Source organism: Pseudoduganella lutea (assembly GCF_004209755.1).
Taxonomy (GTDB): Bacteria; Pseudomonadota; Gammaproteobacteria; order Burkholderiales; family Burkholderiaceae_D; genus Rugamonas; species Rugamonas lutea.
In genome coordinates this window covers 6,980,811-6,997,163 of the sequence record NZ_CP035913.1, presented here as the reverse complement: position 1 = coordinate 6,997,163, position 16,353 = coordinate 6,980,811, and the positions used below count along the sequence as shown (strand labels likewise).

General features: G+C 66.0%; 13 protein-coding genes. 4 read left to right on the top strand and 9 right to left on the bottom strand.

All coding sequences use genetic code 11. The annotated features are described in order from the left end of the window. Positions 1-13: 13 nt before the first annotated feature. The 3 genes from lolD to EWM63_RS29555 are packed head-to-tail and all read left to right on the top strand — an operon-like array spanning position 14 to position 3,977. Positions 14-697 carry a lipoprotein-releasing ABC transporter ATP-binding protein LolD gene (gene lolD, locus EWM63_RS29565; protein WP_371861160.1) on the top strand — a complete coding sequence of 228 codons (684 nt, stop codon included), beginning with the start codon at positions 14-16 and terminating at the stop codon, positions 695-697. Positions 698-701: 4 nt separating this feature from the next. Continuing rightward, the gene (locus EWM63_RS29560; RefSeq protein WP_130189714.1) at positions 702-1,505 is read left to right on the top strand and encodes a TatD family hydrolase; all 804 of its coding nucleotides are present in this window, start codon (positions 702-704) and stop codon (positions 1,503-1,505) included. A 42-nt stretch (positions 1,506-1,547) separates the two neighbouring features. Continuing rightward, complete coding sequence (locus EWM63_RS29555; RefSeq protein ID WP_130189713.1) at positions 1,548-3,977, top strand: DNA internalization-related competence protein ComEC/Rec2; 2,430 nt, start codon at positions 1,548-1,550, stop codon at positions 3,975-3,977. 24 nt (positions 3,978-4,001) lie between these two features. Here the strand turns inward: EWM63_RS29555 and EWM63_RS29550 are convergent, their stop codons facing one another. Then, positions 4,002-5,420: a hypothetical protein gene (locus EWM63_RS29550; RefSeq protein WP_130189712.1), complete on the bottom strand. Its 1,419-nt coding sequence runs from the start codon at positions 5,418-5,420 to the stop codon at positions 4,002-4,004. A 560-nt stretch (positions 5,421-5,980) separates the two neighbouring features. Between EWM63_RS29550 and EWM63_RS29545 the strand changes: the two genes are divergently transcribed. Beyond that, positions 5,981-9,022 (top strand): TonB-dependent receptor domain-containing protein, encoded by a 3,042-nt coding sequence (locus tag EWM63_RS29545; RefSeq protein ID WP_207221191.1) that lies wholly within the window; start codon positions 5,981-5,983, stop codon positions 9,020-9,022. Between the two features lie 97 nt (positions 9,023-9,119). Here EWM63_RS29545 and EWM63_RS29540 read toward each other — a convergent pair whose 3' ends face one another. From EWM63_RS29540 to EWM63_RS29505, 8 genes are all read right to left on the bottom strand, one after another. Beyond that, a complete protein-coding gene (locus tag EWM63_RS29540) occupies positions 9,120-9,749 on the bottom strand; it encodes a TetR/AcrR family transcriptional regulator (protein WP_165390990.1) in 630 nt (209 codons plus the stop codon). Beyond that, positions 9,742-10,110, bottom strand: a complete 369-nt coding sequence (locus tag EWM63_RS29535; RefSeq protein ID WP_130189709.1) for a DoxX family protein — start codon at positions 10,108-10,110, stop codon at positions 9,742-9,744. Before EWM63_RS29535 ends, EWM63_RS29540 begins: the two co-directional genes overlap by 8 nt. A 70-nt stretch (positions 10,111-10,180) precedes the next feature. Continuing rightward, positions 10,181-11,827: a glycoside hydrolase family 43 protein gene (locus EWM63_RS29530; RefSeq protein ID WP_207221190.1), complete on the bottom strand. Its 1,647-nt coding sequence runs from the start codon at positions 11,825-11,827 to the stop codon at positions 10,181-10,183. Positions 11,828-11,931: 104 nt separating this feature from the next. Further along, a complete protein-coding gene (locus tag EWM63_RS29525; RefSeq protein WP_130189708.1) occupies positions 11,932-12,693 on the bottom strand; it encodes an ABC transporter permease in 762 nt (253 codons plus the stop codon). Between the two features lie 27 nt (positions 12,694-12,720). Next, positions 12,721-13,530, bottom strand: a complete 810-nt coding sequence (locus EWM63_RS29520; protein WP_130189707.1) for an ABC transporter ATP-binding protein — start codon at positions 13,528-13,530, stop codon at positions 12,721-12,723. Beyond that, positions 13,527-14,516 (bottom strand): ABC transporter substrate-binding protein, encoded by a 990-nt coding sequence (locus EWM63_RS29515; protein WP_130190684.1) that lies wholly within the window; start codon positions 14,514-14,516, stop codon positions 13,527-13,529. The genes EWM63_RS29520 and EWM63_RS29515 overlap by 4 nt, the downstream gene beginning before the upstream one ends. A 113-nt stretch (positions 14,517-14,629) precedes the next feature. Continuing rightward, a complete protein-coding gene (locus EWM63_RS29510; RefSeq protein WP_130189706.1) occupies positions 14,630-15,352 on the bottom strand; it encodes a GntR family transcriptional regulator in 723 nt (240 codons plus the stop codon). 335 nt (positions 15,353-15,687) lie between these two features. Further along, positions 15,688-16,314, bottom strand: a complete 627-nt coding sequence (locus tag EWM63_RS29505; protein ID WP_130189705.1) for a superoxide dismutase — start codon at positions 16,312-16,314, stop codon at positions 15,688-15,690. Positions 16,315-16,353 lie beyond the last annotated feature (39 nt).

The window sequence follows — 16,353 nt, the reverse complement described above, 5'->3', positions numbered from 1 at the left end:
AACCCTGCACGCCATGAATGAACCCCCCGTCCTTTCCTGCCGCAACCTCGGCAAGACGTTTACGCAGGGGAGCTATGCGGTGCCCGTGTTGAAGGGCATCGACTTCGAGGTGCGGCGCGGCGAGCGCGTGGCCATCATCGGCGCCTCCGGTTCCGGCAAGTCGACGCTGCTACACCTGCTGGGCGGGCTCGACACGCCCACCACCGGCAGCGTAACCTTGCAGGGCAAGGATTTCGCCACACTGTCCGAGGCGGCGCGGGGCGACCTGCGCAACAGCGCGCTGGGCTTCGTCTACCAGTTCCACCACCTGCTGCCGGAATTCTCGGCGCTGGACAACGTGGCGATGCCGCTGCTGATCCGCCGCATGAAACGCGCGCAGGCCGAGGAAGCGGCGCAGGCCATGCTGGCCCGCGTGAACCTGGCCAAGCGCGTCACGCACGTGCCGGGCGAACTGTCCGGCGGCGAACGGCAGCGCGTGGCGCTGGCGCGGGCTCTTGTCACGCAACCGGCGTGCGTGCTGGCCGACGAGCCGACCGGCAACCTCGATCACACCACAGCCGAAGCGATCTTCGACCTGATGCTGGAGCTGTCGCGCACGCTGGGCACGGCCTTCGTGATCGTCACCCACGATCCGGAGCTGGCGCGCCGCTGCGACCGCGTGCTGCGGCTGACGGATGAAGGCCTGCGGCCGGAATAACACCATGTGGATCGATACCCACTGCCACCTCGATGCGCGCGAATTCGGCGGAGACTCGCTCGGCGTGGCCGCCCGTGCGCTGGAGGCGGGCGTCGGCATGATCGTGATCCCGGCGATCGACCGCAGCAACTGGGATGCGGTACGTGCGCTCGGCGCCGCCGCCGGCAATGCGTCGTATGCGATCGGCATCCACCCGATCTGCGTGCCCAACGCCACCGAGGGCGATCTCGCGGCCATGCGCGACACGGTGCGCGCTGCGCTCGACGATCCGAACTTCGTGGCCATCGGCGAGGTGGGGCTGGACTTCTTCCTTCCCCAGCTGTGCACGCCGGAAATGCGCGACAAGCAGGTGCTGTTCTTCCGCGAACAATTGAAAATCGCCCGGGAGTTCGGCTTGCCCGTGCTGACCCACGTTCGCAAGTCGCAGGACCAGGTATTGAAACACGTGCGGCAGATCCCGCCGGCCGGCGGCATCGCCCATGCGTTCAACGGCAGTTTCCAGCAGGCGCAGGGCTATATCGACATCGGTTTCAAACTGGGCTTCGGCGGCAACCTCACGTTTACACGGGCATTGCAGATCCGGCGGCTGGCGGAACAATTGCCGATGTCGGCCATCGTGATGGAAACCGATGCGCCGGATATCGCGCCGCACTGGCTGCATCCGGGCGTCAATACGCCGGACCAGGTTCCCGGTATTGCCGCAGTACTGGCGCAGCTGCGCGGCATATCCGTTGACGAACTTCAAGATGCCACGACGGCGAACGCGCATATCGTAATGCCTCGGCTGCGGGCCCTGACAGGCCTGTAGCGTTCCGGTACGCCGCGCGTGCCGCTCTCGCGAGGAGGTGGCATGCGCAGCGCGATTCTCGGCTTCGTCGGCGGTGCGGCGGTGTTGCAAACCCAGGCGTCGCTTCCTTCCCATCCGTACTTGCTGTTGGCCGCGCTGGCCATGGTGGCGGTGCTCGCATCTTGGCGCATGCGTGGCAGGATGCGGCTGGTCGCCGGCATGGCATGCGGCGCCGGCCTCGGCTTTTATTGGGCGGCAGCGATGGCGGCGCAGGCGCTCGCGCCGCAACTGGCGAAAGCCGACGAAGGCCGCGACGTCATCGTTACCGGCACGGTCGACAACTTGCCGAATCGCACCGCCCAGTTCACCCGCTTTTTCTTCGCGGTCGAACGATCGGAAGGGGGGCCGGTACCGCCTCGTATCGCCCTGTCGTGGTATGCCGGCTTTCGCGGCGAGACACAAGCCTTGCCGGACCTGCGGCCAGGCGAACGGTGGCGCCTGAAGGTGCGGCTGCAGCGGCCGCACGGCAATGCCAACCCGCACGGTTTCGACTATGAGTTGTGGTTGCTGGAGCAGGGCATCCGCGCCACCGGCTACGTGCGCGCCGATGGGCCGCACGAACGGCTGGACGAATTCGTGTTCAGCGGGCGCAATGCCGTAGAACGCCTGCGCCACGGCTTGCGCGACAAGATCCGGCGCGCGCTCGACGGCCGCCAGTACGCCGAAGTCATCGTCGCCCTCGTGGTCGGCGACCAGCGCGGCATCGACCAGGATGACTGGCAAGTGTTCAGCCGCACGGGCATCAGTCACCTTGTGTCCATTTCCGGGCTGCACATCACGATGATTGCAGGGCTGGTTGCATGGGCGGCGTCGGCGCTGTGGCGGCGCTCGTTCTTCCTGCGCCGTGCGCAGTTGCCGCTGCTGTTGCCGGCGCAAAAGGTGGGGGCGCTGGCGGGCATCGTGGCGGCCTTGCTGTACGTGCTGCTGGCCGGCTTCGGCGTGCCTGCGCAGCGCACGCTGTACATGCTGTGCGTGGTGGCGGTGGCGTTGTGGATGAACCGCATCGCCTGCGTATCGCACGTGCTCGCATTGGCGGCGGGGCTGGTCGTGCTGCTCGATCCATGGGCCGTGATGTGGCCCGGGTTCTGGCTGTCGTTCGGTGCGGTGGCCATCATCCTGTATGCGACGGTGGGTCGCACGGCGGTCCACAAGAATCCCGGGGATGCCGGAGCCATCGACCCCGATGCCCGACGGGCGTCGCCGCTGACCCGGCGTCAGCGGATCGTTGCGGCGCTCCTGGCCGCGGTCAACACGCAATACGCCGTCACACTCGGGCTGGTGCCGCTGACCATGCTGCTGTTCGCGCAGGTGTCCGTCATCAGCCCGTTCGCCAACGCAATCGCCATTCCCGTCGTCAGCCTGCTTGTCACGCCGCTGGCGCTGGCGGGCGGCCTGCTGCCGGAACCGCTGGCGACGCCACTGCTGCTCCTGGCCCATGCATTGATGCGCTGGCTCGCCCTGGTGCTGGAATGGCTCAGCGCGGCGCCGCTGGCCGTGTGGCATGCGCCGATGCCGCCATGGTGGCTGTTCGCATTTGCCTTGTTCGGCACCCTGTGGCTGCTGGCGCCACGCGGCTGGCCAATCCGCTGGCTGGGCGCGTTCACGTGGCTGCCGCTACTGGCAGCGCAACCCGACGCGCCGCCGCACGGCACGGCGCGCATTACCGCGTTCGACGTCGGGCAGGGCATGGCGGTGCTCATCGAAACGGCGACCCACCGGCTGTTGTACGACACGGGACCCGCTTACGGTATCGACGCAAACGCCGGCAGCCGCGTGATCGTGCCCTACCTGCGGGCGCGCGGCATCGGCCGGCTGGACGGCATCGTCGTCAGCCACGGCGATGCCGACCACGTGGGCGGTGCGCTGGCCGTGCTGAAGGAAATCCGGGACGGGTGGACGCTGTCGTCGCTGCCGCGAACGCACCCCGTGGCAATGGCATCATCCATGCACCGCCAGTGCGTTGCCGGCCAGCGTTGGGAATGGGATGGCGTGCGCTTCGAGATGCTGCACCCGACCGCCGCCAGCTATGCCGATGCGTCGCTGAAAACCAATGGCCGCAGCTGCACGCTGCGCATCGTCGCCGACGGCAAGGCCGTGCTGCTGGCCGGCGATATCGAGGCGCGCCAGGAGGCGGAACTGCTCGGCCGCTCGGCGGGTGCGTTGCGGTCGGACGTGCTGCTGGTGCCGCACCATGGCAGCGGCACGTCGTCCACCGACGCCTTCCTCGATGCCGTGCAGCCGGCGATTGCCGTGTTCCAGGTCGGATATCGCAACCGCTACCGGCATCCGAAGCGTGAAGTCGTGGAACGGTACGAGAAGCGTGATGTCGCGATGCTGCGCACCGATGCCGTGGGCGCCATCCGTATCGACCTGGCCGCGCCGCTGCGCGTGGACCGGTATCGGCTGTCGCGTCCACGCTACTGGCATGAGTAACGGCGTAACTGTTCCGTGCAGCAGTCAGTTGCCGGCCTGTTCGGCCTGCATTCCCGCAAGCACGGCATCGCCATACTCCGAGGGAAACTTGGCCGTCGTCTGCCATGGTTGGTCCTCGCCTGCGCGCTCGAACGTGAATTCGCCCTGCATGATGCGGGTGGGGCCATCGTCGGAGGCGAAGCCCATGCCGTTGTGGCGTTCGATCATCAACGTGCAGCGATAGGTCTTGCCCGGCTTGAGCGCCACGCAGGGCGCGAGCGGTTCGATCTCCGCGATGGTGCGACTGCGCTCCCAGGTGCGACGCGCTTTTACATCTGGATTCGGGGGCTGCGGCTTGTCACGGGACGGCCGCACGCTCCAGGCCATTCCGCCGCCACCGCTTTCACGCCAGCGTTCGATGCCGGCGCGGAATGCCTCGTCCAGCGCCGTTCGTCCCAACGGGCTGCCACGGTCGGCTACGTCCTGCCGATAGCGCTCATGCAGCAGCACAGGGTGCACCGGGATACTCATGTAGTCATTCTCGCCGTCGGGTTCCAGCGTAAAGGCGTAGTCCTGTTCCCCGTAGCTGGAGCGCAGCTTGCCTGCGCATGCGCGCACATCGCGCGCGCGTTCGTATCCGACCTCCCGGATATCCTCGAGCGTGGCGCGGTCGGGCCTCACCCCGGCGGGCGCGGCGCCCAGTTCAAGCAGGTAGTTCGATACCAGGCGTGCATTCAGTCTGGCCGCCAGATCCTTGTCGGTGCATTCCGGCGCTACTGCGCGAGCAGCGAGCTTCGGCGGCGCTGCGGGCGGCGCCGGCTCGCGCAGCACCAGCCAGCCCACCAGCCCGGCCGCCATCCCGCACACCGCGAGCGTACCGAACAGCCATGGCAGCGACGATGACGGTCGCGGCGCAGTGGTGTCGACAACGATCATCGAGCCGGCCGCTGTCAATTCGTCCAGCTCGGCAAGAATGGCCGCGCCGCGCACGCTGCCGCCGCCGGGCGTCTTTCCGATGGCGGCCAGCCGGGCATTGTCGATGATGCCCTCGGCCCTCATCCACAACACCAGGCCTGCCGGGGACATGGCCAGCAGCGCGTGCTGTCCAAGGTGCGCCATCGCAGCTTCGCGCTCCCCGGGCGTGATCAAGCCTTCCTCCACCAGCACGTCGAAGCCGGGGCTGTTCAGTTCCTTCAGGTCGTCGACAAACATCGCGAGGCCGGCGTCGATCGCGGCGGTATAACGCGACTGGTCCTCCCCGGTTTGCGTTGCAACGATATGGGCCCTGGCACGTTCCAGGTCCTCGTCGTCGATGATGTCGTGCTCGACCAGCCAGCTGACCTGTTCGGTTGCGCTGGCCGTGGTAGGCAGCAAGCGGTACTGCGGATGTGCCAGCGCCTGCATGTGCTGGGCCGCGTCGATAATGCCAGCCTGTTCGAGGTCAGCGAAGGGATGTACGGTCATGGAATGCGAAAAAGGCAATATTCTACAGGCTGAGGTGACTCGCGCGAGCGATGCTTCGGCCGCTGCACCGCCTCAGGGCACGGCTATTGACCGATCGCCGCGATCCGTACGCGTTTTGGCTGGTGCTGGCCCACACGAGTAACCCCGCAGGCGGGCGGGGCGCGCCCTGATGCCCCGAGATCGCCTGTCGCGTCCGCGCCACTGCCACGATCGATCGCCCGACCGGCTGGTCAACATCCTGCGTACGGTACCGGCATTCGCTCAGATCACCCGGCCTGGCAATCATTACGTGTGATCGGCAAGACCGGATTCGGAACGCATCCGGCCGGTCGGCGCAGTTTCGTGACTGCGCCAACATTGGTCATTTCCTTGAGCAGTTCGCGCATTGACGCCTTCGAACGAAGGTTCATACCATCAGTTACGTTCACGGCAGCAAGGCACTTTCCAGGAACTGCCGGGATATCGGATGGCGAAACTTTCATTTTCGATCTGGGGGCGACAGGATGGCACATCAGCAGCGCGGCAAGAGGAAACAAGTCCGGCAACGGCGTTCGATTTCGGTGGCACTCATCGCCACCTGGTCCACTTTCACGACCGGCATCGCCGGGGCGCAGGAGGCGGTAGCCCCCGCGGCCGAGGAAACCAAGGTCGTCATCACCGGTACCCGCCTGGTCAATCGCGGCTTTCTCGCGCCCACGCCCGTCACCGTGCTCGATGCGCAGGAGCTGAAAGTCACCGGCACGCAGAACCTGGAAACGTTGCTCACGGATACGCCGCAGTTCACGGCCAACCAGTTGAGCAGTCCCACCGCGAACACCATGCAGGCCGGCCAGCCATCCGGCACGGCCACGCTGAACCTGCGCAACCTGGGGCCCACGCGCAACCTCGTGCTGGTAAACGGCCGCCGCTTCGCGATCACCGGCCCCGATTTCACGAGCGACATCAATGCCATCCCCGCCGCGCTGGTACAGCGCATCGAAACCGTGACGGGCGGTTCGTCGGCCGTGTATGGGTCGGACGCCATTTCCGGCGTCGTCAATTTCATCCTGCGCGACAATTTCGAAGGCGTGGAAATCAACGCCCAGCACACGCGCGACCAGCCGACCGGCACGCCGACGAACAGCGTCGACCTCACGGTCGGCGGCAATTTCGCCAACAACCGGGGCAATGCCGTGCTGTCGCTGAACTACATGAACCGCGAAGGCATGACGCGCGCCGAGCTGGGCGGCTACGCGCTGCCCTCCATGGGCGACGGCTGCGTGACGCCCGCCTCGTGGTCGGCCACCAGGCCCGGCACACCGTTGCCGGTACCGGCAGGGCAGACGTGCCTGTCCGCCGGCGGTCGTCCGGGCCTCATCTACAGCGGTTCGTCCACCGTGCCCACCGGGCGCATCGGCAACCTGCCGGTGATCGGCTCGGCCGCATCGAACCCGGCGCTCGATGCGGCGCTTCGGGCCGCCGGCCTGCAAGGCATGGGCACCCTCGGCGCCATCTTCGATGCGAGCGGCAGGGCAGTGCGGCCATACGTGGCACCCGACGATGCCTTCGACATCGGCCCGCTGTCGTATGTCGTCACGCCGCAGAAGCGCTGGATGGGCAACGCGTTTGCCCACTATGATTTCAGCGAACGCGCCACTGGCTACCTGGAGATGCATTACAGCAGCAACGTCGCCCAGGTGCAGATCGGGCCGACGAGCGCCAGCGGCAACTTCCTCGTCAACACGAACAATCCCTACCTGGGCGGGCCGATGCAGGAAGTCCTGCGCCAGCTCGACCTGCGTGAAAGCGGCACGCTGCGCGCGACGAACGGGTCGCAGACCTTGAGCACCGTGGCGGGCGACGGCCTGGCGCTCGTCAACCTGAACCGCCGCCTGTCCGACCTGGGCACGCGCTTTGCCGAGACCGACCATTCCGTGGTCCGCGTCGCCATCGGGCTGAAGGGCGAGCTGCCGGGCGTGTCGGAGAATTACCTGAGCGACATGAAATACGACGTGTACTACACGAACGCGCGCACCACGGAATCGCAGTACCAGGCCGGCTCGATCTCGCTGAGCCGCTTCCAGAATGCGCTGCTGTCGCAGAACGGCGCGGCGCCGGTGCTCAATCCTTTCGGCCAGAACCTGAGCCCCACGGCGCGCGACGCGATCCTGATTTCGTCGAACTCGGACATCGTCGCCGAACAGCAGGTCGTGGCGGGCAATGTGACGGGCAAGCTCGTCGAGCTGCCTTCCGGGCCGGTGGACTTCTCGGCGGGCTTCGAGCGGCGCCATTCGTACAGCAAGTACACGCCGGATGCCTTCCTGGCCTCGGGCGACGTGTCGGGCTGGAACGCGGCGCGGCCGACCGAGGGCGAGGCGACCGTGAAGGAGTTCTTCGGCGAGGCGCGCGTGCCGCTGCTGAAGGACCGTGCATTCGCGAAGAGCCTCAGCGTGAGCGGCGCGTTCCGCCGTTCCGATTACGATGTGGAATCCGTTGGCAAGGTATGGACGAACTCGATCGGCACGGAATGGGCACCCGTGGACAGCCTGACGTTCCGCGTGCAGAAACAGAAATCGATCCGCGCGCCGAACGTGGGCGAACTGTTCGGCGGCCAGGGCCGTAACGGACCGACCGCGATCGACCCGTGCTCCAGCCGCGCCCCGGCGGGCCAGCAGACCGCCGCCGTGCGCGCGCTTTGCGAAGCCACCGGCGTGCCCGGCGGCCTCGTGTTCGATGCATCCGTGCAGCCGACCCAGTTCCTCACGCAGATCCTCGGTGGCAACCCAGACCTGACGGCGGAAACGTCGCATACCACCACCATCGGTGCCGTCTTCGCCCCCACGGCGGTGCGCGGTTTGCAGGTGAGCCTCGACTACTACAAGATCACGCTCGACAACGCCATCTCCACACTGGGCGGCGGCGGCATCCAGTCCGTGCTGGACCTGTGCTACCTGACGATCCAGAACGTGGACAGCGTGTACTGCCGGGCGATCAACCGCGATCCCGTCACCGGCCAGATCGCCGCGCCGACCTACGTGATGACGACGGCCGCGAACATCGGCGGCATCAAGACCCGCGGCGTGGACCTGGCGGCGCACTACGGTTTCAACACCGCCAGGGGTCTCTTTGGCGCCGGCACGCGCTGGAACCTGGACACGAACTGGACCTATGTCGACGAGCTGACGTTTACGCCGATCCAGGACATTCCCGACGTGACGAACGAATGCGTGGGCACGTGGGGCGGCACGTGCGGCCAGCCGGTGTCGAAGTGGAAGGGCACGGCGCGCGTGACGATGAACAGCGGGAAGCTGATGCTGTCCGCGCGGGCGCGCTACAGCGGCAGCGTGACGACGGATGCCTACCTGGTCCCGCAGCGCCGGGGCGTGACGCCACCCGCGTATGAATCGCTGACCAATCCGCGCATCGGGTCGTACACGTATCTCGACCTCACGGCCGGCTACGACGTCAGCAAGTCAGTCAATGTCACGGCCGGCATCCGCAACGCCACCGACCGCGATCCACCGGTGCTGGGCTCCACCCAGCTGCCATCGAACAATTCGGTGTCGGCCAGCTACGATGCGCTGGGGCGGACGTTCTTTGCCACGCTGAACGTGCGCCTGTAGGCGCCGGCGCCGCGGCGGTAATGCTTCCGCAGCGGCCTTCCGCGACGCCGCTCCGGCGGAGTGACCGGATTACGGATCATGCGGCAGTGCGGTCACGCTATTGCGCCGAACCATACAGGCGGTACAGCACCTCGACGCCCCGCACCGCGCGTCGCTGGATCTCCTCCGGCGTCATTGGGGGCATGACCTTCAGATTGACGCGCAAAATGGTGGTTCCATACCAGATCCCCGTCAATTCCTCGGCGGCGGCAACAGGATCCGGTATCAGCAGGACGCCTTTCCTGTCGGCCTCGCGAAGGATGTCGGTGAGCAGCCTGTAACCGCGACCGGGGCCGGCGTCGTACAGGCGACGTGCGAGTTCGGGATAAATGTCGTTGGCCGATGCGATCAGCCGGTCCCAGGCGCTCAAGCGTACTTCGTTCGCGAAAGCCAGGTACTGGCTGCCGAACCGCACCAGCGTCTCCCGCACTTCGCCGTCCAGTGCATCGCGAAATTGCTGGTCCGAGATGGTCCGGGCGGATTCCCGCAGCATGACGGCTTCGATGAACGCTTCCTTGTCGGCGAAGTACGTATAGAACGTGGTCTTCGCCACGCCGGCCCTTGCCACGATCGCGTCCACCGTCACGCGCATGCCGTGGGTGAGCAACAGGTCACGCCCGGCGTCCAGGAGGGCATCCGCAGCCTCCAGCTTCCTGGGCCTTCCGCGGCCGCGCCTGGGTTCAGTCATGGCGCCTCGAATGGTATGCAGCCAGCAAGAGTCCACCGATGACGGTGATGTGCTCCAGCGCGATATGCAGTTCGGCCGTCCGGCGCGGCTCAGGGAAAGTCCAGAACGCATGGCCGAGCGGGATCGTCAACAGCGTGAAGCCTGCCAGGGCGAACGCCCCCATCCAGCCAAGTTTCCTGAAATTCGTGATGACCAGCAGGGAGCCTCCCAACTGCAGCAGGATCGTCGCGCCGGCGAGCAATGCGGGCTGCGGCAAGCCGAGCTCGCGGACTTCCGTCGCCACGGCGTCGAAATTGAACAGCCCGAACATACCGGCGCTCCAGAACAGCAGCGTCAAGACCGCACGAAGAACCACATTCATTATGAATCCTTTCAAAGAGAAAGGATCAATATATGCTACTTTCCAGTATGAAAAAACAGCAGCCAGCTTTCTATCTCAACACCCGCACCCTGAACCAGTCCACGTCGAGGTGGTTGCCCCCGATCTGGTCGAGCGGCCGTTCCACCCTGGCCTCATCGGTTTCGGAGCGGATGTACGTGAACACCGATGGCCGGCTGCCTTTCCACCACGAGAACTTTGCCAGCTCCGTCACCGGGCCGAGATCCGTGAACGCCTCGCCCTCGCGCACCGCCCAGGCAAACTGCACGGTCTGGTCGTCGCGTACGCTGGCGCGCAGCACGATGGCGTTGCCTGTAATCCTCGGGCCGCGCGTTTCGGCGCCCGCGTTGGCATAGGTGACGTAGTTGATGCCGCCTTCGCGCGCGACGCCGATCCACGGCACCTTCACGCCGAACAGCGTGAGCCCGGCGCGCTGGCCTTCCGCAAGGCCGCCCAGTTCGATGCGCGTGGTGATCTCGGCGGCGGGCCCCTGCAGGATCTGCGTCAGCGTATTGCGCGCGCCCACCAGATACCTGGCCCGGCTGGCCTCGATGCGCAGGAAGCCGGGACGCTGTGAAAGGCTCCACCGCGCCGGGTCGGGATTGTGGTTCCACGACCATTGCAGGCCGAGCGTGGTACCGGAGAATTCATCGGAGTCCTGCAGGCGGTAATCGGGCGACCGGGCAGCGGTGATCGGCACGGCATGCTCCAGCGCCGGCAGGCCGCCGTGCCCCATCATCGGCCAGCCATCCTGCCACGTGACGGGTTGCAGGTGCGCGATGCGGCCGAACGCGCCGGTACTGTTGAAGTGGATGAACCAGCCTTCGCCGTTCGGCGTTTCCACATAGCCGCCCTGGTGCGGACCTTTCAGGCCATTGCCCGGATGGAGCACGGTGCGGTGTTCGTACGGCCCCTGGATCGTGCGTGAGCGCAGCACGGCCTGCGGGCCGGTACCCACGCCGCCAATCGGCGCGAAGATGTAGTACCAGCCGTCGCGCTTGGTGACTTTCGGGCCTTCGAGCACCGGCAGGTTGACCTTGTCCTCGATGATCGTCTTGCCCGCGTCGAGCAGCCTGGTGCCGTCCGGCGTCATCGCGTGCAGGATGATCGGGCCGGCGCCGACCTTTGAATGCACCAGCCATGCTTTCCCATCGTCGTCCCAGAACGGACACGGGTCTTCGTAGCCGGCCCCGGCCAGCACGGTCACCGGTGGCGACCATGGCCCGGCCGGGGAGGTGGCGGTGCTCATGAAGATGCCTTCGTCCGGCGTGGCCCAGTACACGTAGAAGGTGCCGTTGCGATGGCGGATGGCCGGCGCCCACACGCCGCCGGCATAGCGCAGGCCCGGGCCGACCGGTTTCGAGATGCTGTCGGTGAGCGTGTACGGCTGCCCCATGTCGTAGGAAGGGTGGAAGTCCAGCCTTGGCAGCACATGGCCGGCGATCTTCCAGTGCACCAGGTCCTTCGAGTGCAGCACGGGCAAGCCTGGTGAGAAGTGGAAGCTGGAGGCGACGAGATAATAATCCTCGCCGACCCGGATGACGTCCGGGTCGGAATAATCGGCATGCAGGATCGGGTTCCGGTATTGCTGCGCCGGTATGTGCCGCACCACTACATGCTGCGCTGGTGCTTCCGCCTGCGCGGGCATCGCCGCGCAACATCCCCCCAAAAGTGCCATCAGGGTACGCATCGTGCTCATCGTTGTCTCCGTATTGTCGTGAACCGCTGCCAGCCAGTAGATGCGGCCCGGCCGGCGCTGTCAAGACGGAAGCGATCAATCCGATGAGCGAAACGTTATAGAGACTAGCGCGCTCCCCGGTGCGCCCAGGCCGTGGAACGCCGCTCGACCACGGCGAACAGTTCGTACATCGCCATCGCCATGGCGCCGATCACGCCCAGCCCCGCGAACGCCAGCGGCATCTTCATCGAGGAGCCGGCCGAGACGAGCAGGTAGCCGATGCCTTCGTTCGCCGCGTTCATTTCGGACACCGTGGAGCCGACGAACGCCAGCGTGATCGCCACTTTCAGCGAAGCAAAGAAATACGGCAGCGAGCGCGGCAGGCCAACCTTCAGCAGCACGTCCAGCCGGCGCGCGCCCAGTACCCGCAGCACGTCTTCCAGTTCCGGTTCCAGCGTGGCCAGGCCCGTGGCGATGTTGACCATGATGGGGAAGAACGAGATGAGGAACGCGGTCAGGATCGCCGGGCCGGCGCCGATGCCGAACCAGACGACGAGGATGGGCACGAACGCCGCTTTGGGCAGCGCGTTGAACGCCGTCATCAGCGGATACGCGGCCGCGTACATCACCGGCGACGAGCCGACCAGTACGCCGAGCGACACGCCGACGGCGACGGCGATGGCGAAGCCGGTCATCGTCACCCAGAACGTGTGCCATGCGTGCCCCGCGATCGGGCCGGCGAATTCAACCAGCGCGGCGCCGATCGCGGCGGGGCTGGGGAAGATGAACTCCGAAACGTCGAACGCGCTGCAGATAAGCTGCCACAGCAGCAGGATCGCGAGCAGCAGCAGCCACGGTGCGAAGGTCTTGATGGTCTTGCTGTTCATGGTGAATCCTTCAGTTGCCAATGTCATTCAGGTACTGCGGACGCGGCCGATGTGCTCGCGTAATTCGTGCACGAGGGCGCTGAACGGCTCGGTGTACGTGGTATCGAGGTCGCGTGGCCGCGGCAGCGGGTTGGCGCGACGGGCCACGATCCGGCCCGGCCGCTTGCTCATCACGTAGATCGTGTCGGCCAGGAAGGCGGCTTCGCGCAGGTCGTGCGTGACGAGGATGACGTTGAAGCGGCGCTCAGTCCACAGATCGCGCAGCACGCACCACAGTTCCTCGCGCGTGAAGGCGTCGAGCGCGCCGAACGGCTCGTCCAGCAACAGCATTTTTGGTTCGTGGATCAGCGCGCGGCAGATCGACGCGCGCTGCTGCATGCCGCCGGAGAGCTCCCATGGATACTTGTCCGCATAGCCGTCCAGGCCCACGGTCTTCAGCAGCGCCAGCGCGCGCTCCACATGCTTCGGCCGGTCTTTCCTGAACGTATTGCGATAAGGTTCGACGATTTCCAGCGGCAGCAGCACGTTGTCCAGCGTGGTGCGCCAGGGCAGCAGCGTGGGCGCCTGGAATGCCATGCCGACGAACTTCAGCGGACCGGTCACCGGTTCGCCACCGATGTGGATCGTGCCGCGCGTGGGGGCCTTCAGCCCCGTGGCCAGCTTCATGAACGTCGACTTGCCGCAGCCCGAAGGGCCGACGATGGCGATGAATTCGCCAGGCTGCGTTTGCAGCGTGATGTCTTCCACCGCGCATTCGCTGGAATTGTCGTAGGCGAGGAAGACTTCACGGAAGTCGACGAAAGTATCGCCGGCGAAGGTGTCTGGCACGGCGCTCATTTCGGGAACACGTTCAGTTCGGCCGCCGAGGGCAGGAAGGTGGAAACCCAGACGGCCTTCGGGTCGACGCGCGTCTTCGTGGCATACACGTCCGATACTTGCGAGGCCATCAGCGACAGGCGCGGCGCGGAGACCTGGCCAAAGCCTTCCGCCCTGGCGCTCGGCGTGGCGATCGCGCTGGCGATGGCCAGCTTCAGGCGGCGCAGTTCGAGCTTCTCATCGATCAGGCCATCGCGTTCCTTCACGCTCTTGATTGCGCGTTCCGGATCGGCAATCACGTCGCGGGCCGCTTTCGCAAAGGCGCGCAGGAAGCCTTTTACCGCTTCGGGCTTCTGCTTGATCAGCGCATCCGAGGCGATGATCGCATTGCCGTACAGCCGCACGCCATACTGCGGATACGGCATCACGACGATATCGGCATCCTTGACGCCGCGCGCATTCAGGTTGAGCACCGACGTGAACGAAAAGCCGGCGATGGCCTGCACGTCGCCCCGCACCAGCATCGTTTCGCGCAGCGCCGGCTCCATGCTCGTCCAGCTCGATTTTGCCGGATCGAGGCCGTTGGCCTTGGCCAGCAGCGGCCAGGCGCGGCGCCCCGCGTCGAAGACGGGGGCACCCAGGGTCTTGCCGGCCAGGTCGGCCGGCGACTTGATGCCGGACTTTTTCAACGCCATGATGGCGGCCGGAGTGTCGTTATACACCATCATCACGCCGACCGGCTTGCCGGGCGCGGTCGGGTTGTTGGCCGTGAATTCCATCAGCGCCGCCATGTCGGCGAAACCCATGTCGTAGGCGCCCGAAGCCACGCGGTTCACGGCGTTGCCCGAGCCGCTGCCCGCGTCGATCGTCACGTCCAGCTTTTCCTGCGCGAAGTAGCCGCGGCTCTTCGCCACGAGGAACAGCGCGGACGGGCCTTCGAAGCGCCAGTCCAGCTGGAACTTGATCTTGGTGTCCTGGGCCAGCGCGGGCAGGGCAAACACGCCCATCGCCAGGGCGGCGGCGATCCGCGAAAAGCGGCGAGAGAACAAGGAGAGGGTGGGAGAACGCATGGTGCTTCCTTTCGGTGGTGTAAGCGGCGGGGCGGCCGCCGTGAAAATGGTCATGCCTTGCCCAGGGCACTGCGCAGGTCGAAGTGCGCGGGAGCGGGGGCCAGCAGGCGACAGGCACACTGGTCGAGGTGCTGCGCCATTTGCGCCCGGGCGTGGCGGCTGTCCGGCTCCCGCAGCGCATCGATCACGGCCGCGTGTTCGTCGAACGAGCACGGTTGCCGGCCGGCGGTGTCCAGGTTGGAGATGAGCAGCGTGGTGCGTGAAACCAGCCGGCGCAGCGCATCGACGATCAATGCGTTGCCGGCCAGTTTCGCCAGTTCGATGTGGAAGTCGGCGGAGAGACGGACCCACAGCGGCCGGTCGCCGCGCATCCAGGCGTCGCGTTCACGCGCGATCATGTCGCGCAGGGCGGCGCCGTCGGCGTTGGTGAGATGGCCGGCCAGCTTGTCCATCACTTTTGCTTCGAGCACCTGGCGCAGCTCGAACATGTCCTGCGCCTCGCGCGCACCGGGGCTGGCGATGCGGGCGCCGCGGTTGCGCTCGAGATCGACGAGGCCGTCCGCGGCCAGGCGAACCAGCACGCGGCGCACGTGATGGCGCGCCAGGCCGTAGATGTCGCCCAACCCCTGCTCGGTAAGCTTCGTCCCGGCGTGCAGGCGGTGCGCCATGATGGCGTCGTACACGTCGACATACATGCGCTCTTCCGGAGCGGTGGCGATCGATGGAACAGAGGATGGTGCAGCGGGCATGGGGCGGATGTCTGGTTGGCTCATCCATTGCTAAGCAAGCGGCATGCCACGCAAGCGGAATGTCGACAATGCGGATGGGTTACAGCCACACAAAGCGCCTGGAATGCGGGTTTCAGGCGATGATGACGTTGCCGGACGCAGCGTCAGTGTCCACACCTTTGCGCAGGATTGTCGACAATCGGCGTGGCGGAAGTGCCCCAATAACATGCGCGGCCTGCACCGAACGGATGCGCGAATGCAATAGCGGGCGGCTGTGGCGCGCTGCGGGAGCTTCGTGGATGGCAGGGAAGGGAAACCGGAACGGGCTGGCAGTCGGCTGACTTGGTCCGGGTAAGAAAGAACTGCGGGGCTGGCGGAGCTTACTTCACGGCGGCTGCGTAGCGGCGCGCCACTTCATCCCAGTCGATAATGTTGAAGAAGGCCGCGATGTAGTCGGGGCGGCGGTTCTGGTAGTTCAGGTAATAGGCATGCTCCCACACGTCCAGGCCGAGGATTGGCGTACCGCCCGACATGCCGGCGAACTGCCCCATCAGCGGGCTGTCCTGGTTCGCGCTGCTTTCAACCAGCAGCTTGCCGTTCGCATCGACCGTGAGCCATGCCCAGCCGCTGCCGAAACGGGTTTGCGCGGCTTTCGTGAAGGCTTCGCGGAATTTTTCAAAGCCGCCCAGGTCCGCATCGATCGCCTGCGCCAGCTTGCCCGATGGCGAGGACCCGGCAGGCGTGAGCACGGTCCAGAACAGTGCGTGGTTGGCGTGTCCGCCACCATTGTTGCGCACCACCGTCTGGATGTGCGCCGGCAGTTTGTCGATCGCCGTGATCAGTTCTTCCACCGGCCCCGCGTCGACACCCGCTTCGGCAAGCGCGTTGTTCAGGTTGGTGATGTAGGCCTGGTGATGCTTCGTGTGGTGGATTTCCATCGTGCGCGCATCGAAATGCGGTTCGAGCGCATCGTAAGCGTAAGGCAAGGGAGGCAAGGTATAGGCCATTGGCGTTTCTCCTGGTTAATTTGTTAAAAGACGGCGTGT